The organism is Vibrio clamense (assembly GCF_050337905.1).
Taxonomy (GTDB): domain Bacteria; phylum Pseudomonadota; class Gammaproteobacteria; order Enterobacterales; family Vibrionaceae; genus Vibrio; species Vibrio cortegadensis.
Genome location: NZ_JAKJTJ010000036.1, coordinates 22680 through 43563, shown reverse-complemented (window position 1 = coordinate 43563; position 20884 = coordinate 22680). Strand labels below are relative to the sequence as shown.

Here is a 20884-nt window from a genome sequence, read left to right as displayed (position 1 = left end):
AGGAAAGACATAGCAGTGAAGGACGGTGATTTTTTGATATTTCGGAGAGGATGACAAAGATAGTAGTCGTCAGATTATGAGTTTTTGGGGGTGGTTTCACTCATTTTCAGGCAGCGTTGCTGAATAAAATATTTACTCAATTACAGGTTTTATCAAGTAGCAAATTTTTTATTAAGTAACAGACTTTATTAAGTAGCAGGTTTTTATTAAGTAGCAGATAGAGAAAAGCCCCTTTTCCTTTGAGAGAACCGGGGCCGGTTGGTAACCAGAGCCTATGTGGAGATCAAGAGAAATGAACACATTACTGGCTGACCGAGTGTATGTTTACTGTAAAAATGGAGAACAAAGTGAGAGAGTTCTTCATTCAATAGTAAGCATACTTTGCCAAGTTATCCCTATTAGCGCGCTCACGTCTGAACATTGCTGATAAGGATTCCTTATAGCTACTGCAATAGTGACATTGCAGAGTTTGGCAACTGTTTTGCTTGAGCAAGGATTGACGTCCCTGCCTGTTGCAGAATTTGAGCTTTCGTCATTTGCGTTGTTTCTTTCGCAAAATCGGTATCTTTAATACGGCTGTTAGAAGCATCTACGTTCTCTTGAACGTTCGCTAAGTTACTAATACTATGGCTTAAACGGTTCTGTTTCGCACCGAGGTCTGAACGTTGTGAGTCAACATACTTAAGTGCTGCATCCACAATACTCACCGCATTTTGCGAGCCAGCCACTGTGCGCATATCGATATCTTGAACCGTTGTATGTACACCTTCAGAACTTAAGCCTAAGTCCGATGCTAAACTACCAGAAATCGACATATCGCCTTGTAAATTCGGTTCTGCGACGAATATCTGCAGTTTACCTTCATCACTAACTGAAGCATTGACCATTGCCGTTTGGCCGTTAATCGAAGTCGCAAGTTCTTCAATATCATCACCCGCTTTTGCGTCAATGTTAATTGAAATCTCTTCGCCTTCTTTGGTAATAAACTCAAATTTTATATCTTTTTTATCGGGAGCCACACCCCAATCTTTGTCTTTACCGTTTTCAGCAAAGAAAGTGCTACCACCCATTCGGCTATCATCTGCACGGATACTGGTCAGCGCCATGATCATTGCTTCACCCGCATTCGAACCGATTTGGAAAGAAGCGTCACCGAACGAACCATTCAGCAGACGTCTACCACCAAAAGAGGTTGTCTCTGCTATACGGTTCAACTCATCTTGAAGATCTTGAGATTCTTCGTTAATCGCCTGACGTTCAGCGTCTGAGTTAGTACCATTCGCAGATTGTAGGGCTAGGTCACGCATACGTTGAAGTACATTGGTCGATTCGTTCATCGCCCCTTCAGCCGTTTGAGCGATAGATATACCATCGTTCGCGTTACGCATTGCTACATCTAAACCACGAGATTGCGCAGTTAGACGATTCGAAATCTGTAGACCAGCCGCATCATCTTTTGCGCTGTTAATCTTATGGCCTGAAGATAGGCGTTCCATTGAAACGCTTAGCTCATCATTCGCCTTATTGAGGTAACGTTGTGCCGTCATCGCCGGTACGTTTGTGCTTACTGTTACAGCCATTAGTTGCTCTCCTTTTGAGTTCGCAAGCTTGATGCGAAGCGGCCAGCTTTACTCTCATTTGGAAAAGCACTGACCGTAAAAATTCTCGCTAAATCTATTGATACATCAATAGGTTTAAAATTGTGTAATTCGTACTGATTTAATATATGCGATTTGTGTGCCAAGTTTTTATTTATTTATTTAAAAATAAAATAAACACTTAAATACAATTACTTACAAAAGAAACCAGCTAAGTGAATGTTCTTTTCTTTCGCTTGAACTCCATTCACCTTTCTCGTTCTATTGCCGCCTTTATAGACAGCTCATTTACCGTCAATCATCTTGCGGCAAACTCATTCCTTCAATGTTCAATCTCATTTTTTTGCACTTAAGGCATAGCTCATAAGGCACCATCAAAAATAAGGTCAACTCACTTCTAGCCACAGATCGGCAAGACGCATCATCTCTGGTTATCGATAACTTAAATGTAATTAAACAACGTAAGATCTTTTGTTTTTCCGAAAGCTTGCTGAGATGCCTGCAAAGCTCTTGAATTCTCGTTAAATTCAATGACTGCTTTAGAGTAATCAAGATCTTCAAACTTACTTTTGGATTTTGCTAACGTTAAATTAAAGTCTTCATGCTGCTGCTCTTGAATATCAAGTGTATTCAAACGAGCACCAGCATCCGTTCTTGCTTTATTTAAATGAATAAATGCGGCATGGAACTCTTCTGTCACTTGATGCAGCTTTGCGGTAGCCGAAGTATCGGAAACTGAAGATTTGGACAACTCCATCGCATCTTTAAAGCTATCAAAAACACTGAACGTTGATCTTGGCTCCAGTGAAATGGCATCACCTTTGGTTATCTGGCCTCGAACACGTATATTGACGCCTTCGTAATCAATGCCTTTACCCGGGTCAAATTCGTCTGCTTTTACGACACTGCCGTCTTTCTCAAGCTGATAGCCAAATTTTCCGGTGTTCATATCGACAAATGTGACCTTATAGACCGAGGTATCACCAAAGTTGCTGTTGACTGCTTTATCTAACAGTAAGTGCGAACCATTTTGTAGCTCGTATTGTGGTTCAAAATCACCAAATGGATTTTCAATTTCCATGAATAACTTGCTACCTGGATCATTCATGGCCATTTCTAGACTGTTAGAGATACGCATTTTTCTTTGATAATCGTCACCGGAGTACGTTACCGTTCCATCATTATCTCGGAAAAACGGTTGATTCTTAGGCTTTGTCCCCGCCAGTGTATAGTTACCAGACTCATCTTGTGTATTGGCTAGGTTCAAAAAATTTGAAGCTAATTCTTCGATTTCGCGTGCCTTTGCTTGCCGATCTTCAGGGGATAACGCACCGTTAATCATCTCCATAACGGTTCGTTTCGCTTCATCTGTAAACTCTTCGGTATTCGCAATCACCACTTCATGATGTTCTAAACGGTTACGAACCAAAACAATGGCATCCAAGTACTGCTTGAGTTGCTCTGACTGCTGGTTAATATTTTGTAAATAGTGCGTCGCAAGTGGGTCATCACTTGGCGAAAGTAATTTTTTTCCTGACGCTAGCTGAGCTTGGTTATGGAAAACCTTATTCTCTTGACGACGAAAATCATTTTGAACGGATTGGTAATTATGAAAGCTAGAAATTCGATTCAACATTCACGATCCCCCTATCTCAAGGCCAAAATGGTATTGAAAGTGTCATTTGCCGCTTGCATGATTCTTGACGACGCCATATAAGCTTGTTGAAACTTCATCATATTGGCAGCTTCTTCATCGAGGTTAACCCCAGATATTGAAGCAAGACGTTCCGACGCGGACTCTTTTTCTAACGTCGCGATCTCATTTAGCCGTGTAGCGGTGGACATTTTCAGCCCCACATCGGTGTTCAAGTTGTGGTAAACATCTAAAACCGTCGCTTCATTGCCATTTAACTTTTTGTCCGTTTGAATGTTCTGCATTTTACGTAAGTTGCCGTTATCCCCTTCAGAAGGGACAAGGTTTGCCGTAAATTTATCATCGGCAATCGCGCCGCCTGATAATTCAAATGTAGTACCCATAACAGTAATAGGTGTATTTGGTGGATAAGGTTGCGGATCTAAAAGAACTTTACCTTTCGTATCAATCACCGCAAATTGATCGCCCTTCGGTGAAACGATAACTTCAAACTCTCGAAGATCACCAGCGGCTAAAATATTGAACGTAGCCGTCCCTTGTGCAAAGGTGGTCGACGCTTCATAGCTTTGTGCTGCAATTGCGTTTGGATCGTTCGTTTCCAGCTGCATTTGAGCCGCACCAGATCGCGTTGGGCGCAGTAAAATTCGTTCACCTTCTTCAGGTGCATTACGAACCTCAACTCTCATCCCATCTAAATAAAATGAGCCAGAGTCATCAACCTGAACAGTGACACTTTCACCGGTTGGTTTTGTCACTACATAATTACTGCCATCGTAGCGTAATCCGTATTCTCCGCCTTTTAGTTCACTGGTATTGGCAATAAACACCGCAATATCGGCTTCTGAATCACCTTTAGTCACAACACGCGAACTCGCGACGATTTCCGAGTTAATGTCGGTGTAGATCAAACCACCTACATTCCCGTTCATATCTAAGCCTTGTGCTTGCAATCCATTCACTTCATAAGATAAAGCAGTGGCCAGTCGACCAAGTTCATCCATGATATTTGGAATTTGGTTATCACGCATATCCAGCATCGAACCAAGTTTTCCATCAATCGATCGGCTATCAATTACTTTGACCGCTTTGCCTTCTACCACAGCTAAACGTCGTTGGTGGACATCTGGGTAGCCACCAACCATCTTTAATTGACTGGATTCCGAGCCTGATACTAATGTATGTCCGCCGCCAATATGAACGTTATAGCCTTCGGCATTAGCTCGTGGTGTCACGCTCACTTTGGTATATTCGGATAACTCTTTAATGAGCGTTTCATGCTGATCTCGTAGATCATTATGTGGTCCAGGGGTGCGCATCATCAAACGTTGGACATCTCGAATTTCAACCGCGAGTTGATTAATTCTTTCGATACCCATGTCTAGTTTTTTATTTACGGCTTCAGATTGCTGGCGAACGGTTTCATGGAAATTATTCAAGTTTTGGCTGATTAGGTCGGCTTTCTCAAGTACTACTTTCCTTGCACCAACATTATTAGGGCTATCTGCAAGCGTTTTGATCGAATCAAACCAGTCATTTAATGTTTCTGGAATTTTTTTAGACGCGACAGAAGAGAGCATGCTAGAGAGCATATCTAAATTAGACTCTACATCTTCAGCTTTCGCGGCATTGGTTGTTGCGATATTGAGTTCTTTAACGGCAAATTGATCCCAAGAGCGGCGAACATTTTCCACATGCACACCCATTCCATAGGTTTCCCCACCGTACTGGCGCGGTGCATTTACAGCTTGAACTACAGACTGACGACTGTAACCCTCTGTATTTACGTTAGAAATGTTATGACCAGTGGTATTCAACTGTCTCTGAGCGGTAAGTACGCTCTGAGTACCTACATTCAGAAGATCCGATGCCATAAAGCCCCCAAAAAACTCAAACAAAAATCAGCAATTGCCGATGCTTAAGGGATATAAAGCAAGATATGTACCAGATATTTAGGAGGGCGTTTTGAAGGGAATAATAAAAAAGGCTTATGTCATTATAAGCCTTTATTCTGATTGATTTATCTTAATTCATTTGGTCGATTTTCGCTTTAACACGCAACACTTTATCTGCATATTGAGGGTCTGTTGCATACCCAGCCTGATGAATGCCTCTGATGAATACTTCAGAGTTATCACCATTTTCACCTTGACCGTTTAAGCTGGAAAGTTCATCACCATTTCCGACTTGAAGTGCCGTTTTGTATCTCGGGTTATCATTCAAGAAGCGAACGTAATCATTAAAGCTTTCTTGATATGAAGAGTAAGAACGGAATGAAGCACTCTCTTTAACTGGCGTATTATCATGAAACTCCAATGTTTGAGTGGCAATTTTGTCACCTTTCCAGCTTCTATCAGCTTTAATGTTGAATAGGTTGTTACTGTTATCCACCGAATTTTGAACGACTTTTTGCCCCCAGCCCGTTTCAAGTGCCGCCTGAGCAAGTAATAATGAAGGCTCGACACCAAGAGTTTTTGCCGCTTTTTCAGCGTATGGACGCATAGATTGCACAAAGGATTGTGGAGATTCAAATGACGTCGGTTCTACTTGACTGACTTGTTGCTTTTTAAGGACTCGATCCGCGATCAAGCGTGCTTTTTCTTCATTAACTGGCAAACGTAAGGAAGTATCAAACGCTTCATTACGCATACGAACTTCGGTTTTATCCGCTTCAGAACTCTGACCTTGGCTGAGTTGCGCCACAATCATATCAGCAAGACCAAGCGATCCAGAGGAGCTCAATTCTGTCGACATTTGATCATCTAACATTTGACGATAAAAGTCCTCATTCTGGCTATTCATCATGTCAGACTTAAAACTTGAGTTAGCATCACGCATTGATTTAAACAGCATCGACGTGAAAATAGATTCAAACTGTTTTGCGGCGGCGGTTAATGCAGCTTTCTCATCGCCCTCTTCTCCATTTACAGCTTGTTGACGTAAACGGTCTAGGCTTGAAATATCATGCACAAAGCCAACATCGGTAGGATTCTTGATCATAGGAAAACCTCTGTTGGTTAGATAATGATTAACTGACCTTCAATCGCGCCAGCTTGTTTCAGCGCCTGAAGGATAGCCATTAAATCGGAAGGAGCTGCACCCACTTCGTTTACCGCTCGAACAAGATCATCAAGAGTTAAGCCAGGTTCAAATTTAAACATTTTCCCTTGCTCTTCTGTGACTTCGATATCGGAATCAGGCACGACAACCGTTTGTCCACCAGAAAATCCATTTGGCTGGCTCACGTTCAAGTTTTCTTTAATCGCAACGGTCATTCCACCATGTGTTACCGCCGCGGCTTTAAGGCGAACATGCTTACCGACCACAATTGTACCCGTTCGAGAGTTTACAATGATTTTTGCTGCGCCATCTGCAGGGTTGAATTCAATATTTTCAACAGCAGAAAGGAAGGCAACGCGCTGGCTAATCTCACGAGGAGCACGAACTCGAACCGAAGTTGAATCCACTGCTGATGCCATTTGCGGGCCTAAGAAGTTATTGACTGCGTCAGCCATGCGTTGTGCCGTTGTGAAATCGGACTCAAGAAGATTAAAGGTAATGTAATCGCCACGGCCAAAAGGCGATGGAATTTCTCGTTCAACGGTAGCACCGCCAGAGATAAGGCCGACTGTTGGGTTGTTTCCGACAATTTTTGAACCATCAGCTCCGGTCGCACTAAAACCACTGACCACTAAATTGCCTTGTGCAACGGCATAAACCTGCCCATCAAGACCTTTGAGGAATGTTTGCAGTAATGTACCGCCACGCAGGCTTTTTGCCGATCCAATGGAAGAGACGGTGATATCGACTTGTTGACCCTGTTTCGAAAAGGCTGGCATTTCAGCCGTCACCATTACCGCTGCAATGTTTTTTGTTTTAGGTTTAGTACCTGGCGGTAGTTGAATCCCAAAATTTTGCAACATGGCGTTAAAGCTTTGATCGGTAAAGGGAGTTGACTCACCCGTGCCCGGTAAACCTGAAACTAAACCGTAACCCACCAACTGGTTACTACGGACACCAGCAATTTTTGAAACGTCTTTGATTCGTGCCGCTTGAGCACTTGTGACACAAAATATCATGCCGAGTAGTAATAGGGTGAGTTTCTTCATCTTCAAATACCTTAATATCTAGCTGACAAAACTACGCCAATACTTCGACTGTAATTTTGTGATTATAAAGCTACATTGAAGAATCGTGCCAAGAATCCTGGCTCTTGCATATCTTGTTGAGTTCCGGTGCCTGAATATTGAATTCGAGCATTAGAAATTCGGTTAGATGCGATGGTGTTATCGAAGGCGACATCATCCGGTCGGATCGTGCCGCTCAAGCGAATGTACTCGTCACCTGTATTCAGTGTGAGCCATTTTTCACCGCGGATCACCAAGTTACCATTGGCCAATACTTCAATAACTTCCACTGTAATTGAGCCACTCAAGCTATTGCTTTGGTTTGCGGCTGCACTGCCTTTGTAGGAGTTATCATTCGAGAGTTCGTAAGAGAAGTTATAATCTTGGATTTTTAATTCATTCCCCCCAACAAAGATCGGATCCATTGATGAGTCATTCGCTTTTGATAAATCAGCATCGGAACTTTTTGCCGCTTTGGTGCTTTCATCTAGAGTAACGGTAATGATATCTCCTAAACCATGAGGCTTCGAATCATCATATAAATTACTCACTTGGTCGGCATTGAACAGCGAGCCTGTTGCCGCCGCGTAGTGCTCTGCTTTTTGTTTCGGGTGAATTGGAGCCCAAGCCGGATCACCAGCGACAGGGTCGGTTCTTCCACGCAGTGTATCAACAATCCCAGAGCTCTCGTCTTCTGACTTATCGCCTTCTACTGCATCGACTACTGTTGTTCCTTGTTGTACTTCTGTTGTTTCTACAGGTTCCAACATAGTACAGCCACTTAAAGAGGCAATAAAAGCTAAGCATAGTAGACGTTTCATAGCGATACTCTCTGGTTAGTTAATCTTTAATGTCTTTATCGGATACGAGTCATTACAACTGCTGGTTCACGAAGCTCATCATTTTATCGACTGACGAGATAACTTTAGAGTTCATTTCATAAACTCGTTGCGCTTCAATCATGTTAACCAACTCTTCCGTTACATTAACGTTTGATGTTTCAAGCATTGATTGACGAACTGAACCTAAACCGTCTAGCCCCGGAACGCCTTCTTGTGGATCACCACTCGCACCAGTCGGTAAGTAAAGGTTTTGTCCTAAAGGTTCTAAACCACCAGGGTTAACGAAATCTACTGTGGTAATTTGACCAACCACTTGGTTATCCTGCTGGCCACGAACTCGCACGGACACTTCACCATCGTTACCAACAGTAATTGAGATCGCATCTTCAGGAATGGTGATTTCTGGTTCAAGAGAGTAGCCAGAACCTGAAGTCACAATGATCCCTTCAGAGTTCAACGTGAATTGACCATTTCGGCTATAACCGATGTTGCCATCAGGCATGTTGATTTGGAAAAAGCCATCACCTTCAATCATCATATCCAAACTGTTGGTGGTCGTTTGGGCATTACCGTGAGTGTGCACTTTTTGTGTCGCGACGACTTTCGCACCAGCACCAAGCATTAAACCGCTAGGAAGCTCGGTATTTTGTGATGACTGACCACCAGGTTGGTTAATGTTTTGATAGAACAAATCTTCAAATACTGGGCGGCTCTTTTTAAAGCCAATGGTCGAGGCATTCGCCAAGTTATTTGAAATGGTTGAGATATTCGTTTGTTGAGCATCTAAACCTGTTTTACTTACCCATAATGCTGGATGCATGACAATCCCCTTAAATCTATTAGCTCATACGAAGCAGTGAATCGGACGACTTGTCCATCTCTTCTGCTGTGCTCATCATTTTGACTTGCATTTCAAATTGACGTTGAAGGTCAATTAGACTGGTCATTTCGCCTACTGCGTTTACATTACTACCTTCAATAGCACCGGTTAGAATGTGAACACCAGCATCAGCTTCGTACGCCAGATTTGGATCTTTCAAACGGAATAAACCATTTGAATCTTTAAACAATGTTTGTGGGTTTGAACGAGTCAATTTGATGCGATCGATTTGTTCCATCTCAGTCGCTGGAGCACCTTGAGGAAGAACAGAAACAGTGCCATCACGTCCAATTTCAATTTTACTCAATGGAATCGGAAGGGATATCGGAGCACCTGTATCACCTAAAACAAGGTGACCATTACCATTGAGTAACAGACCGTTTTGATCAATTTTTAAGTTACCGTTGCGGGTTAAACCCTCTTTTCCCGTTTTATCTATAACGGAAATCCAGCCTTCACCTTCAATAGTTACATCAAGGTCTCGGCCAGTCGTGATCACGCTTCCTTGGGAGAAGTTATGTCCAGGGCGTTCTGTCATGCTAAATACACGAGTCGGCAAACCTTCACCATACGCTTGCATTGAACGAGCTTGAGCTAAATCCGCTCGAAAACCCGGGGTACTTACGTTAGCTAAGTTGTTTGCTCTAAGCTGCAATGCTTGCATGTTTTGCTTAGCGCCACTCATGGCAAGAAACAGTGCGCGATCCATAATTTGCTCCAAAAAATCATCGTCTGACTATTGAAAAGCAATTTATATGCCAATATGAAAATACCTTTTAATTCAGATAATTAAAGGAGCACTTTGTTTGAAAGGAAAATATTGAAGAGAGTATTGCCGTAAAGAGGCAAAGAATATCAAACTGAGTTTGCCACCCAGTTTGATATTGTACCAATGATTGTTAACACTAGAATTAACGGATTTGTAGGATATTTTGCTGCAGTTGGTTATGCACTTCAAGCGAACGAGAGTTTGCTTGGAAGTTACGCTGAGCTGAAATCAGGTCAACAAGCTCTTGAGTCATATCGATATTGGATTGCTCCAATGTGCCGCTACTCACGCTACCGTACGAACCTTTGTTGGATTCACCCCAGATTTTAGCACCTGAGAGTTGAGTTGAATCCCACTGGGTTCCACCTTTCTTATCAAGACCTTGCTCATTTGGCACTCGCACTAAACCAACACGGCCTAATGTGACAGATTCACCATTTGAGTAAGTCCCTAAAATACTACCACGTTCATCAAAGTCAATTTTGCTCAAGAAGCCCGTTGTTGCACCATCTTCATCAAACTTGGTGACTTCAAATGGAGCGGCAAATTGAGTCGCTTGATCTAAACCGAAACTAAGAGTTTGAGTAACATCAGCACCATTCAAATTAATAGGGTTTGCACCAGCTCCGAGCGCTTCAGACACCATAGGAAGTCCACTATTTAATGAGGCTAAAGTACCATCATTATTGAACTTCATTGTGTGGCCAATATGTCCCGTTGCATTAGTAGCATCACCGCCAGTAATGTTGACTGGTTTCTCGCCTAGGTCGTCCGTTACTGTGTAGTAAGAGTTCCAAGTATTTGGCTGAGTTTGATCTTTAAGGTAATACGTCGTCATCTTGTACGATTGACCCATAGAGTCGTAAATCGTTGAAGATGTAGAACGGTTGTAAGAATCAGGGTCATTGAAATCAAATGCTGCCGGATCTTTCAAATCGCCATTTGCAGGTAAGTTAACACCTACATCAATATTCTCAGTTTGCTTTGGCTTACCAAATTCTGCAGGAATGTTTAATGGTTTCGGCTCGTAAGACGTCACTTCATCAGTATCAGGGTTTACGGTATAGCCTAAAAGATACTCTTCATTAGAGGTAACCATGTAGTTATCTTTATTTAGGTGGAAAGCGCCATTACGAGTAAGCTCATTCGTCGTTGGTTCAAGTCGCTCTTTTGCTACTGCAAAGAAACCTGTACCGCTGATTCGTAAGTCCATTGGGTTATTCGTATAAATACTTGAACCTTCATGGAATTGTTGAGCTACTTTGTTCGCTTGAGCACCACCGCCCGTGACTGTTTTAGAATTCGTAAACAGTGAATTTGAATAAACATCGCCGAACTCCGCACGAGACTCTTTAAAGCCGAATGAGTTTGCGTTGGCAATGTTGTTACTGGTTGTGTTCAGATCTAACTGAGCTGCGGATAAACCGCTTAACGAAATATATGACATTCCAAAAATCTCCTAATCTAGCTAGCGTTATAACTCTATAAAGCGTTACGCTTTGCCAACTTCTAGTACTTCAGCAAGTCGAACTGGCGAAGGAAATCCAGCCAGATTGAGCAGTACGTTACCATCACCTTTACCAAGAAGAACACTGTTCACGTTCGCATACGTTGATACGCCGAATTCAGCACTCTCCCCATCTAACAAACCTGCCGCTTTCACGTTATATTTGCCAGCTGGCAATGGATTACCGTTTTCATCTTTTCCGTCCCATTCAACACGAGTATCGCCAGCAGTCTTAGCTCCAACGTCTAACGTACGAATTAATTGGCCCATCTCGTTCTCAACGCGTACAAATAAATTGTCCACTGCTTGAGGGAGTTTCACCATCGCCGCCATTCCGCCTTCTGCTTGCTTAATACCCGCAGCACCTGGAACAAGTACATCACGTCCTACTAATGAAGACGCTTGTAGTGCTTGGTTAGATGTCATTGATGAATTCAAGCTTTCAAACTGTGTATTCATTTTTCCAATGCCATCAACCGTCGCAAATGAAGCCATTTGCGCAATCATTTGGTCATTGCTAACCGGCTTAAAAGGATCTTGTTGAGCAAGTTGCTTGGTGAGCAGAGATAGAAAATCTTCTTGTTTAAGATCTTGTTTCCCCGTTGTCTCATCTGGCTTCTTGGTATTCTCTTGAAGGCTTTTTAGCTGATCAACATAGGACAAGCCGCTTTGTTGACCAATATTATTTATTCCGGCCATACGCTACCCCCTGAACCTTATTGACCCATCTGCAGCGTACGCAGCAGCATCTGTTTACTTGAATCCGCTACTTGTACGTTCGTTTGGTACGCACGAGAAGCTGATATCATGTTTGCCATTTCTTCCATCACGTTAACGTTCGGTTTGTAAATAAAACCTTCGTCATTCGCTAATGGGTGATCCGGGTTATATTCTGCATTGAGTGGTTTATCACTTTCTACAATACCTAATACTTTCACTGGCACGTTATGGTCACGGTTATAACGCGCTTTACTTAATTCCGCACCAAACACCGCGTGGCGAGCTTTGTAAGTGTCTTTAACAGAACTACTTACGCTGTCCGCGTTCGCTAAGTTACTAGAGGTTGTATTAAGACGAACTGATTCCGCACTCATGGCTGAACCTGTTACATTGAATACATTAAATAAGCTCATCTAATTATTCCCCTTTAAGTGCTTTAGTTAAGTTCTTGAATTTACTTCCTAAGAAGTCAAGAGAGGCTTGGTGTCTAATTTGATTTTGCATAAACAAGTTACGCTCTAAATCAACATCGACTGTGTTGCCATCTCCAGTATCAGGCTGAGTAGGAACTCGATACAGTTTTTCCCCAGTCACTGTTGTAGAGGCAGAAATATGCCGACCGTCAGTTTCGCTAAGACCAATGCTTGCCCCTGAACTTGCCGCTTGCAATGCTTTCTGAAAGTCCATTCCTTTTGCTTTAAAGCCAGGTGTGTTTGCTTGCGCGATATTGGTTGATATAACCTCAGCGTTGCGCTCACGTACACCAACCGTGTATTGGTGGATACCTAATGCTTTGTCAAAAGAAATAGCCATGTTTACCTCAACTTAAAGAACTGACCGTATAGTTAAATAAAAGCAATTAACGTACCAACTTTTAAATCAATACTACTAATCTACATTTCATCTTCACTACTGATAAATATCTAGCAATAAATGAGCCATCTTGACTTTAATTAAGCTATGAGCCCACTTTAGTAGTCATCACTGAAAGAAAGGCATTGCTTGAGTATAGAAGGGATGAATTTGTCCAGACGAAAAAAAAGCCTAGCAACAGTGCTAGGCCTCTTATTGTGTACGCCAGAGTCGACTACTTCAGTTTATAAATAATGCCAGGGTTGCATCGAACCATTTCAAACTTATCTGTTAAACCAGTCAAAGACTCTGAAGCACCTAAAAGCAGGTAACCACCAGGATTAAGGCTATTTGCCATCTGGTTAAGTACTTGCGACTTCATCTCTGGTGAGAAGTAAATAAGAACATTACGGCAGAAGATAATGTCAAATTTACCAATTAATGCATAACTGTCCATCAAGTTTTGAGGACGAAAGTTAACCAGACGCTTCACATTGTCTTTGATTTTCATTCGACCATCACCAGCGTCCTCAAAAAAGGTACGGCGACGTTCTGGAGATAAACCACGACCTAAAGCTAGATTGTCATAAACACCCGCACGACACATATCAAGCATGCTTGCAGAGATGTCAGTGGCAGTAATCGACACATTAGGTATCATTCCCGGCTTGCGAGCTTGAGTCTCTAAGATCGTCATCCCCATCGAGTAAGGTTCTTGGCCCGAAGAGCTCGCCGCAGACCAAATCTTAATTGGGCGTTTATTTGCTGCCATTTCCGGTAATAACTTGTCAGCTAAAACAGCAAACGGATAAGTATCACGAAACCAAAGTGTTTCATTTGTCGTCATCGCATCAACAGCGGCAACTCGCAATTCACGATTTCTTCCGCTAACAACATCCCTTAGAAGAGTAGAAAGAGAGTCGAGTTTAAACTTAGTCACCAATGGACTTAAACGGCTTCTAACTAGGTATTGCTTGCTATCTCCAAGCACAATACCGCACTGGGATTCTAAAAAACGACTAAAATCACGATATTCTTGATCACTTATAGTTATTGCAGTCATTAATGTCTCTTTTAATTAGTTAATGCAGTTTTCACTGCTGTACCAAGCTCATCTGGGTTAAATTTCGCTATAAATGAGTTTGCACCCACCCTTTCAACCATTGCTTGGTTAAATACGCCACTAAGTGAAGAGTGAAGTATGACGTATAAATCTTTTAAATGCGGATTTCGTCTAATCTCTGCCGTTAGCGTGTAGCCGTCCATTTCTGGCATTTCTATATCCGAGATAACTAACGATATTTGCTCGTATATACTACCTTCTTCAGCCATTTCAATCAGCTTTTCATAAGCTTCTTTACCATCTTTAACCGATATAACTTCAAACCCTATCCCTTCAATCGCTCTTTGCACTTGTTTACGAGCAACCGTTGAGTCATCGGCAATTAAGATTCGGCGAACTTTTTCTTGTTCAACTTGAGCAATCTCTTCAACAAGGTCGGTATCCATCGTCTCATCAGCAGGTGAAATCTCCATTAAGATTTTTTCTACATCTAAAATTTCTACCAACTCATTATCAATATTTGTCACAGCGGTTAGGTAATTGGCTTTGCCCGCTCCGTCTGGCGGTGGCAAGATAGATTCCCAGTGCATATTAATAATTCGCTCGACAGAACTCACAAGGAAACCTTGAATAGTACGGTTGAACTCAGAAATAACAACAAAGCACTTATCTATGTCTGTTGTAGGACGACCACCAATTGCGGCACTCAAGTCAATCACGGAAATAGTTTGACCGCGAATATGTGCCAAGCCTTTAACCAATGGGTGCAAGTTTGGCATTGAAGTAAGCTTAGGGCATTGAAGTACTTCTTTTACTTTAAATACATTGATACCGTAACGTTGTCGTCCCATTAGACGAAACGTTAAAAGTTCCAATCGGTTTTGACCAACAAGTTGCGTACGCTGATTCACTGAATCAAGAACACCCGTCATAAGCTCATCTCCATCTCAAACTTTTTATCTCAAAAATGATAGTCTATTATCGTCTACGTGAAGAACAGAGAAACAGAATGGCATATTATATGAATAATTTAGATCCATTTTCCATCACTAAGTGTAGAGCTTTCTATAAAACTTTTGTTAAGTCTATCGGCATTTTATTCGTTTTGTTTAGTTTTTTCTCCCACGCGGCTACAGAACAACAAATTGAATTGATCCAGAAAGCTGCTGAAAATCACATTTTCGATACAATTCAGCAACCACCAGGGGGGGAACTATCAGTACAAGCGGCAAATATTGATTCTCGAGTGAAGGCGAGTGATTGCCCTCAACCGCTCAAAACTAGTGCCTCAAATTCTAGCAATTCTACCAGTAACATCAATGTTCTTGTGCAATGCGAAGCAGATAACTGGCGAATATATGTGCCTGTTCGTTTATCCATTTCCGTTCCGCTCGTCACCGCGACCCGATCACTCTCTCGTGGGGACTTGATCAGCCAAAGCGATCTCACTATGGGAATGATAGAACTGCACCGCTTTAGACGCCAAGGGTTTTCGGATCCTAAGCTTGTTATTGGCGCAAAATTGAAAAAAAGTATTCGCCCAGGAGAGGTTGTTGAGCGTGGCGATGTCTGCATTGTGTGTCGAAATGAAAAAGTGGTAATAAGAGCCGTCAAATCTGGAATGACTATCACAACTAAAGGAACCTCTCTTCAGGACGGGTCAACGGGTGATCAGGTCCGGGTGAAAAATGATACATCTAAGCGTATAATTGATGGGCAAGTGACAGGGATTGCTGAAGTCACTATCTATTTTTAATCTCTAAAAGCTTTATTTTTATGCTTAAAGTGCAATTTGTTTGCTATTTAACTCGTTGTCGTTCAATAAAAAAGCAATTAAATTATTCTATTTAAGATATGATGATTAAATAATCACTAAAAAAGGCTAAAGTATTCCTTCCTGACGTCGATATTGACTGTACAGGTTTCTAAATTCGTAAGTAAGGCTCTTATATGGCAGGTATTGATAACATACGTTCCGGGCAACCCATGACGACGACAAATCGTAGTTCTGCACGCGCAGAATCGAATGCATCAAGTCGCTCGGAATCTGCACCTAAAGCAACGGGTAAGCAAGACGAAGTATCGCTAAGCCAGCAAGGTAAAGCGATTGGTCAACTTCACCAACAAATGGCATCTCAACCGAGTTTTGATAGTGCTAAGGTAGCAGCAATTAAAGAAGCTATTTCTAATGGATCATACAGCGTAGATCCAGAAAAACTGGCTGATAACATGATGAAATTTGAAAATGAATTTTCAGGGCTTGAAGCCTAATCGAGGCTGATAATAAACGATGGCGACTTTAACTGATTTAGTCAATTATCAACTCAAGAATGCTCAGGACCTGTCTGAACGTCTTGATCTTGAAAAAATTGCGATCACTAGCCGTGTATCCGTTGATATTGAACGCATCGCAAAAGAAAAAGTGACTCTAATTAGTCAGCTAAGGCAGACTGATCAACGAATTGCATCACACACCAATGTTGCAGAGCTTAAAGAAGACCCAGAACTTGCTGAAATGGTCTCTCTTATTCAATCTATTATTCATGATTGTCAACAAGCGAATAGTGCGAATGGTGAAGCCCTGCAAAGAGCGCAATTAAGTTTCAATAAACTGAATAACTTGATGCAGCAAAGCCAAGGCAAAGTTGGTATGACCTATAATGCAGGAGGCCAAACAAATTCGGTTTCCACCCTAGGCACCAACATTAAAGCATAAGCGACTACTTAAGCGTCTAAAGTATAATCGTTCAAAGCTGAATAATTCAAAACTAAATAACAGACACAGAAGCTCATCAGCAATGCTAGTGCATTAAAATAAGAACATAAAAAAGCGGCTTTGATAGCCGCTTTTTGCCGTCTGTACAGTTTCACATAAATCGGACATAACCGTTATATGGCTAATTGGTTCTCTGGAGAAAAACGTAAACTAGCCTATATTGCTACTGGTTGACTGATTCAAACTGGAACCATACTTTGGTTCATCTATCTATTCATATTTCTAAAACAGAGTTTGTCTACGGTTATCTGGTACTTGTTGTACTTCACCATAATCACGTAGCTTATCCATTTTACGAATATCAAGTTTCAGCTCAGTCACATAACTATCGCCTACCGGATAGCTTCTCAACACTTCAGCACCTCGAATCACACCATCAACGGCACCTGATGTTGCTTCTGTACCTAAGCGTTGGTCTTGTAGCTCTGCACGCCCACTGACTCGCATGCCGTAGACTTGTTCAGCAAGCTCACGGTAAGCATCCAGTTTTGACGCTCTCATTGCTCTTACTCGTCTCTCTTCATCCGTTCTACCGCTTTGCTCGCTAATGCTGGCATAACCAACCGCGACAAGAACTTCATCTTCACGCATTGTTTGCAGTGGCTGACAACCCACGAGGATCAAAACAAATATTAGAGATATAACTTTTTTCATAACCAATACCTATGGACGAAGAATAACAGTATAAGGCTGCTTCATTCTTGGATCAGAGCGGATAATAACGCCATCCTGAGTTCTAATACTATTCAGTGTATCTAAATCACGGCCAATTCTGTCCGCAGGAAGGAAACCTTGTGCCGTAGCCACAACAATTCGAGTTTGCATACCTACAACACGGGCATTAACCAAAACACCACCTTCTTGACGCAACATTGTTCCGGTCAAAATATATTGGATATCTTGCTCTTGCGCGAGATCTTTCCAATCGCGGCTCAAAGCAAAGTCACCCTGCTGGGTCACTTGAATCGACCCTGTCGCTTTAAAGTCAACGACCTTAAAACCGCGGCGTTGCAATTGATGGATAAAACCTTCAGACACTGAGTTGCCAAGCCAGTTTGTCGCATCCATACTTTGCAGATCAACAAAAGAGGTCACTGCTATAGGTGTACGCGCAGACACGCTTGTGTTTGATATCATTAGCTCTTCAGTCATACTCTCGACGAAGAAATCCATAGTATGTCGGGGGGTATCCATCAGCATGAACTGACTACCCGAATACGGTTCTTTACCATTATATATCGGTGAATAGGCACATGACGTCAATAACATCACAGTTGCCATTATAAGCCACTTTTTCATTCTCTTACTCTCCAGATAAATGCTAGTGCTTTGCCCAATATCTCTTTGTATACATTACTCTCTCTTAATGAATTACAATATTGGAACGTTCTTTGCTTTTCATAAATTGTCGAATTAAGAAAAGCAGCACCGAAATCAGCTACAGAAACCTAAAGCAATATTTATACCCAACTGGTAATAATCGAATGAAAAAACTATTTTCTCTTATAATATCAACAACATTAGCACTACTAGCCTCTTTTAGTGTCAATGCCTCTTGGTATGAAGTTACAGGTGTTGCCACTATTGTTTCGTCTGATGAGGTGGCAAGAGTCCATGCTTTGGAAGATGCTGTTTATCAAGCCGTCAACTTTTCTGGGGCAAATATCGGCAGTATCAGTGCTCTAAGACCATTCCTGGAAGAAAGTAGAAAGGAGTATCAGTTCACCAACCACGAAGTTCGCTACATTCTGATTGAATCTCAACGTTCTCGTGGCAATCAAATGGTGGTAAAAGCAAGAATTGATATCTACCCTTCGGCAAATGGTTGCCAGTCCAATCAATATAAGAAGACATTCTTAGTCGGAAATATTGACGTAGCGTCACCTCAACAAGCGGTTATGGGACAAATTTACCGAGTTGGTGATGATTTTAGCCACGTAGTTAATAGACAGCTTGATCAGGAATCTCGAAGCTTTATATCTGTCGGAACCACCGATTACGAAATAGATGCTAAGCGACCTGAAATGCTAAAAATGATCGCCCAAGATACTGGTGCTCAATATATTATTGGTGGTGTCATTACTGATTTAACGGCAACAATTGAATCTAAACTATTGCGTGATGATATTATCAACCGCCAATTTGCTCTCGAAATGCACATTTATGACGGTAAAACAGGCAATGAAGTCTACAACCGAAACTACCGTGAAGTAGCGAAATGGCCTTTTGCTAAAACCAGCCAAGTCGATACTCGTAGCGCTCGTTTCTGGGCATCCACCTACGGCGAAATGCTCCTTAGAGTCAGCCGAAATATCATGCTAGATTTGGAATCTGAAGTGTCATGTAAAATTACCTTACCAGAAGTTGTGGCAGTGTTTGGCAACACCATCACAATGGACTTAGGCCGTTTACATGGGGTTCAAGTAGGCGACAAACTCACCCTTTGGCACACTGGCTCTTTTATCGATCAACATGGCCTGCCTCGAAATAAAGTATCGAAGAGTGACATTACACTAACGGTATCTCGTGTGTATGAAAATGAAGCGGAGCTCACCGTCGATCAGCCCAACCTTGCTGGAAGTATCCAAATTGGTGATGTTATGAACAAACAGCTATAAAAATCAGAACGAGTGCTTAACTTATTCATTTTATTGAGTATGATAAGCACCATGCTCCCGTGGCACAGCTGGATAGCGCGGCCCCCTCCTAAGGGGCAGGTCACAGGTTCGAATCCTGTCGGGAGCGCCATATAAAGAAAGGGCTAAGAAGTAGTGAACTTCTTAGCCCTTTTGTTTTTTGTCACTACACAAGCAATGTTTGAAATCTAGCGTTGGAACGACAGCCCCAAACTTCTTGCTGTTTTCCAAGAAAGCTGGTTATCAAAATATAAACAACCTACTCTGCATTATCTTCCGTAAACGCGGCTTCAATTCTTTCAAGCTCTTGTTGCTCTTTTATTTTTAATTCTTCTTGAATCATTGCTCGGCGTTCTTTTAGATTTTTCTTCTCTGACTTAGTTAAAAATTTAACTGCTTTCTTATTGCCAAGCGCATACGCTACAACATCTTCACCTTTCTCTCTGCGCTCATTCACTCGTTGTGAAAAACGCTCATCGTCTCGTGCTTTTCTCTGTTCAGCATTTAACTTGCTCATCGCTTCTATCCTCATTAGTTAATCACGGTAGGTTTCACTACGCTCAGTCAAGCAAATGAGTTCTATTTCACATTCATATCGCTGATAGGGAGATACTAGCATGATACTCATTGAAGTTTTGCTTTTGGTGGCATCAATACATCGTTGATATTCAAAAAGCATTAACCACACATTTAGATTTAAACGGACGTTGAGTTACAATCATAAAACCTCTTATGCACCAAGAGTAATAACTCAACGTTCGCCGATTCTCAAACTTGTATCACCTTCTCAATTTTTCTTTCCTATACTCAATTGATACTTCTACTTTTAGACGTTACCTCTTACAATTAACAAAACTGTAAACAATAAAGCCTTATGAAGAAAAGCAATCTAGAAACCAGTACAGGTCATCGCTTTATCTCACAGAGCAAGACCGCGTTTAAAATTCATATTCATACGCCTGATGATACGGTGATGCACCGCTCTGTTGGTTTCATCAAAATAGGTGAGAAAGAAGGGTTAAAAAAAGCAATTGCATTGCGCAATGAGCTTGGTAAAGAGATGTGGGGGAAATTTTGGGGAAAATTACTCAAAGATCCTTACTTGATGACGCGTCTCCCTCATAATTTAGAACCAAGCATTGTCTACAAACCAAGTCCGACACTGGCGGACCCAGATCATCGTGACGCTTGTTATATCGCAAAGTGGCGTGAGTTATGCGATGACGGGAAATACCGCTATCGCACCAAAGTATGCTCTATCAATAAGCATGGAAAACTTGCCGCTTATACCCAAACGAAAAAAGCACTACTTGTGGCACACAAAGATAACTTGAAGATTCTTGAATTTATGGGCCGACTGCACAGTATTGATTTGAAATAACGGTTAGCTAAGATTCAAAACGCTCCAAGATTTAAGACCAACTAACAATCAAAAAAAAGCCTCACAACGATAAGTTATGAGG

At 41.8% G+C, this 20884-nt stretch carries 22 protein-coding genes and 1 tRNA gene; 6 read left to right on the top strand and 17 right to left on the bottom strand.

Annotation, left to right across the window (positions count from 1 at the left end; all coding sequences use genetic code 11):
* Positions 1-443 precede the first annotated feature (443 nt).
* From L4C39_RS18770 to L4C39_RS18705, 14 genes are all read right to left on the bottom strand, one after another.
* Positions 444-1580 (bottom strand): flagellin, encoded by a 1137-nt coding sequence (locus L4C39_RS18770; protein WP_171757349.1) that lies wholly within the window; start codon positions 1578-1580, stop codon positions 444-446.
* 460 nt (positions 1581-2040) lie between these two features.
* Entirely contained in the window at positions 2041-3234 is a 1194-nt protein-coding gene (gene flgL, locus L4C39_RS18765; RefSeq protein WP_113795355.1) for a flagellar hook-associated protein FlgL, read from the bottom strand.
* Between the two features lie 11 nt (positions 3235-3245).
* Complete coding sequence (flgK, locus tag L4C39_RS18760) at positions 3246-5123, bottom strand: flagellar hook-associated protein FlgK (RefSeq protein ID WP_113795356.1); 1878 nt, start codon at positions 5121-5123, stop codon at positions 3246-3248.
* Between the two features lie 151 nt (positions 5124-5274).
* The gene (flgJ, locus tag L4C39_RS18755) at positions 5275-6249 is read right to left on the bottom strand and encodes a flagellar assembly peptidoglycan hydrolase FlgJ (protein ID WP_171757350.1); all 975 of its coding nucleotides are present in this window, start codon (positions 6247-6249) and stop codon (positions 5275-5277) included.
* 17 nt (positions 6250-6266) lie between these two features.
* A complete protein-coding gene (locus L4C39_RS18750; protein ID WP_017053299.1) occupies positions 6267-7358 on the bottom strand; it encodes a flagellar basal body P-ring protein FlgI in 1092 nt (363 codons plus the stop codon).
* Positions 7359-7420: 62 nt separating this feature from the next.
* Entirely contained in the window at positions 7421-8197 is a 777-nt protein-coding gene (gene flgH, locus L4C39_RS18745; RefSeq protein ID WP_136994402.1) for a flagellar basal body L-ring protein FlgH, read from the bottom strand.
* 52 nt (positions 8198-8249) lie between these two features.
* The gene (gene flgG, locus L4C39_RS18740) at positions 8250-9038 is read right to left on the bottom strand and encodes a flagellar basal-body rod protein FlgG (protein ID WP_017053301.1); all 789 of its coding nucleotides are present in this window, start codon (positions 9036-9038) and stop codon (positions 8250-8252) included.
* 19 nt (positions 9039-9057) lie between these two features.
* Positions 9058-9807, bottom strand: coding sequence for a flagellar basal-body rod protein FlgF (gene flgF / locus L4C39_RS18735; RefSeq protein WP_136994403.1), 750 nt, complete (start codon positions 9805-9807; stop codon positions 9058-9060).
* A 202-nt stretch (positions 9808-10009) separates the two neighbouring features.
* A complete protein-coding gene (flgE, locus tag L4C39_RS18730) occupies positions 10010-11314 on the bottom strand; it encodes a flagellar hook protein FlgE (RefSeq protein ID WP_017053303.1) in 1305 nt (434 codons plus the stop codon).
* Between the two features lie 45 nt (positions 11315-11359).
* Entirely contained in the window at positions 11360-12073 is a 714-nt protein-coding gene (gene flgD, locus L4C39_RS18725; RefSeq protein WP_017053304.1) for a flagellar hook assembly protein FlgD, read from the bottom strand.
* A 17-nt stretch (positions 12074-12090) separates the two neighbouring features.
* Positions 12091-12507, bottom strand: coding sequence for a flagellar basal body rod protein FlgC (flgC, locus tag L4C39_RS18720; protein ID WP_017053305.1), 417 nt, complete (start codon positions 12505-12507; stop codon positions 12091-12093).
* A gap of 4 nt (positions 12508-12511) precedes the next feature.
* Positions 12512-12907, bottom strand: coding sequence for a flagellar basal body rod protein FlgB (flgB, locus tag L4C39_RS18715; protein WP_017053306.1), 396 nt, complete (start codon positions 12905-12907; stop codon positions 12512-12514).
* A gap of 274 nt (positions 12908-13181) precedes the next feature.
* A complete protein-coding gene (locus L4C39_RS18710; RefSeq protein ID WP_017053307.1) occupies positions 13182-14009 on the bottom strand; it encodes a protein-glutamate O-methyltransferase in 828 nt (275 codons plus the stop codon).
* 11 nt (positions 14010-14020) lie between these two features.
* Complete coding sequence (locus L4C39_RS18705; protein WP_113795361.1) at positions 14021-14941, bottom strand: chemotaxis protein CheV; 921 nt, start codon at positions 14939-14941, stop codon at positions 14021-14023.
* Between the two features lie 77 nt (positions 14942-15018).
* On the opposite strand from L4C39_RS18705, the gene flgA reads away from it, so the two are divergent.
* The 3 genes from flgA (at position 15019) to L4C39_RS18690 (ending at position 16725) form a co-directional block, all read left to right on the top strand.
* On the top strand, positions 15019-15765 hold the full coding sequence (flgA, locus tag L4C39_RS18700; RefSeq protein ID WP_017053309.1) for a flagellar basal body P-ring formation chaperone FlgA: 747 nt from the start codon (positions 15019-15021) through the stop codon (positions 15763-15765).
* Positions 15766-15959: 194 nt separating this feature from the next.
* Entirely contained in the window at positions 15960-16280 is a 321-nt protein-coding gene (flgM, locus tag L4C39_RS18695; protein WP_017053310.1) for a flagellar biosynthesis anti-sigma factor FlgM, read from the top strand.
* A 19-nt stretch (positions 16281-16299) separates the two neighbouring features.
* Positions 16300-16725 carry a flagella synthesis protein FlgN gene (locus L4C39_RS18690; RefSeq protein WP_429747413.1) on the top strand — a complete coding sequence of 142 codons (426 nt, stop codon included), beginning with the start codon at positions 16300-16302 and terminating at the stop codon, positions 16723-16725.
* A gap of 282 nt (positions 16726-17007) precedes the next feature.
* On the opposite strand, the gene flgP is transcribed toward L4C39_RS18690, so the two are convergent.
* Together flgP and L4C39_RS18680 are read right to left on the bottom strand one after the other, a co-directional pair.
* Entirely contained in the window at positions 17008-17439 is a 432-nt protein-coding gene (gene flgP / locus L4C39_RS18685; RefSeq protein WP_017053312.1) for a flagellar assembly lipoprotein FlgP, read from the bottom strand.
* 9 nt (positions 17440-17448) lie between these two features.
* A complete protein-coding gene (locus L4C39_RS18680; protein ID WP_029203444.1) occupies positions 17449-18084 on the bottom strand; it encodes a FlgO family outer membrane protein in 636 nt (211 codons plus the stop codon).
* Between the two features lie 185 nt (positions 18085-18269).
* On the opposite strand from L4C39_RS18680, the gene L4C39_RS18675 reads away from it, so the two are divergent.
* Together L4C39_RS18675 and L4C39_RS18670 are read left to right on the top strand one after the other, a co-directional pair.
* A complete protein-coding gene (locus L4C39_RS18675) occupies positions 18270-19403 on the top strand; it encodes a flagellar assembly protein FlgT (protein ID WP_113795375.1) in 1134 nt (377 codons plus the stop codon).
* A gap of 53 nt (positions 19404-19456) precedes the next feature.
* Positions 19457-19533: transfer RNA gene (locus L4C39_RS18670), tRNA-Arg, on the top strand.
* A 147-nt stretch (positions 19534-19680) separates the two neighbouring features.
* On the opposite strand, the gene L4C39_RS18665 is transcribed toward L4C39_RS18670, so the two are convergent.
* A complete protein-coding gene (locus L4C39_RS18665; protein ID WP_113795363.1) occupies positions 19681-19938 on the bottom strand; it encodes a DNA polymerase III subunit epsilon in 258 nt (85 codons plus the stop codon).
* Positions 19939-20295: 357 nt separating this feature from the next.
* Between L4C39_RS18665 and L4C39_RS18660 the strand changes: the two genes are divergently transcribed.
* Positions 20296-20802 (top strand): Fe3+-citrate ABC transporter substrate-binding protein, encoded by a 507-nt coding sequence (locus L4C39_RS18660; RefSeq protein WP_113795364.1) that lies wholly within the window; start codon positions 20296-20298, stop codon positions 20800-20802.
* The last annotated feature ends 82 nt before the right edge of the window (positions 20803-20884 follow it).

What these genes read in the sequence shown, in the direction of transcription:
- L4C39_RS18770 (WP_171757349.1), bottom strand. Translation starts at nt 1,580, where the DNA reads ATGGCTGTAACAGTAAGCACAAACGTACCGGCGATGACGGCACAACGT.
- flgL (WP_113795355.1), bottom strand. Translation starts at nt 3,234, where the DNA reads ATGTTGAATCGAATTTCTAGCTTTCATAATTACCAATCCGTTCAAAAT.
- flgK (WP_113795356.1), bottom strand. Translation starts at nt 5,123, where the DNA reads ATGGCATCGGATCTTCTGAATGTAGGTACTCAGAGCGTACTTACCGCT.
- flgJ (WP_171757350.1), bottom strand. Translation starts at nt 6,249, where the DNA reads ATGATCAAGAATCCTACCGATGTTGGCTTTGTGCATGATATTTCAAGC.
- L4C39_RS18750 (WP_017053299.1), bottom strand. Translation starts at nt 7,358, where the DNA reads ATGAAGAAACTCACCCTATTACTACTCGGCATGATATTTTGTGTCACA.
- flgH (WP_136994402.1), bottom strand. Translation starts at nt 8,197, where the DNA reads ATGAAACGTCTACTATGCTTAGCTTTTATTGCCTCTTTAAGTGGCTGT.
- flgG (WP_017053301.1), bottom strand. Translation starts at nt 9,038, where the DNA reads ATGCATCCAGCATTATGGGTAAGTAAAACAGGTTTAGATGCTCAACAA.
- flgF (WP_136994403.1), bottom strand. Translation starts at nt 9,807, where the DNA reads ATGGATCGCGCACTGTTTCTTGCCATGAGTGGCGCTAAGCAAAACATG.
- flgE (WP_017053303.1), bottom strand. Translation starts at nt 11,314, where the DNA reads ATGTCATATATTTCGTTAAGCGGTTTATCCGCAGCTCAGTTAGATCTG.
- flgD (WP_017053304.1), bottom strand. Translation starts at nt 12,073, where the DNA reads ATGGCCGGAATAAATAATATTGGTCAACAAAGCGGCTTGTCCTATGTT.
- flgC (WP_017053305.1), bottom strand. Translation starts at nt 12,507, where the DNA reads ATGAGCTTATTTAATGTATTCAATGTAACAGGTTCAGCCATGAGTGCG.
- flgB (WP_017053306.1), bottom strand. Translation starts at nt 12,907, where the DNA reads ATGGCTATTTCTTTTGACAAAGCATTAGGTATCCACCAATACACGGTT.
- L4C39_RS18710 (WP_017053307.1), bottom strand. Translation starts at nt 14,009, where the DNA reads ATGACTGCAATAACTATAAGTGATCAAGAATATCGTGATTTTAGTCGT.
- L4C39_RS18705 (WP_113795361.1), bottom strand. Translation starts at nt 14,941, where the DNA reads ATGACGGGTGTTCTTGATTCAGTGAATCAGCGTACGCAACTTGTTGGT.
- flgA (WP_017053309.1), top strand. Translation starts at nt 15,019, where the DNA reads ATGGCATATTATATGAATAATTTAGATCCATTTTCCATCACTAAGTGT.
- flgM (WP_017053310.1), top strand. Translation starts at nt 15,960, where the DNA reads ATGGCAGGTATTGATAACATACGTTCCGGGCAACCCATGACGACGACA.
- L4C39_RS18690 (WP_429747413.1), top strand. Translation starts at nt 16,300, where the DNA reads ATGGCGACTTTAACTGATTTAGTCAATTATCAACTCAAGAATGCTCAG.
- flgP (WP_017053312.1), bottom strand. Translation starts at nt 17,439, where the DNA reads ATGAAAAAAGTTATATCTCTAATATTTGTTTTGATCCTCGTGGGTTGT.
- L4C39_RS18680 (WP_029203444.1), bottom strand. Translation starts at nt 18,084, where the DNA reads ATGAAAAAGTGGCTTATAATGGCAACTGTGATGTTATTGACGTCATGT.
- L4C39_RS18675 (WP_113795375.1), top strand. Translation starts at nt 18,270, where the DNA reads ATGAAAAAACTATTTTCTCTTATAATATCAACAACATTAGCACTACTA.
- L4C39_RS18665 (WP_113795363.1), bottom strand. Translation starts at nt 19,938, where the DNA reads ATGAGCAAGTTAAATGCTGAACAGAGAAAAGCACGAGACGATGAGCGT.
- L4C39_RS18660 (WP_113795364.1), top strand. Translation starts at nt 20,296, where the DNA reads ATGAAGAAAAGCAATCTAGAAACCAGTACAGGTCATCGCTTTATCTCA.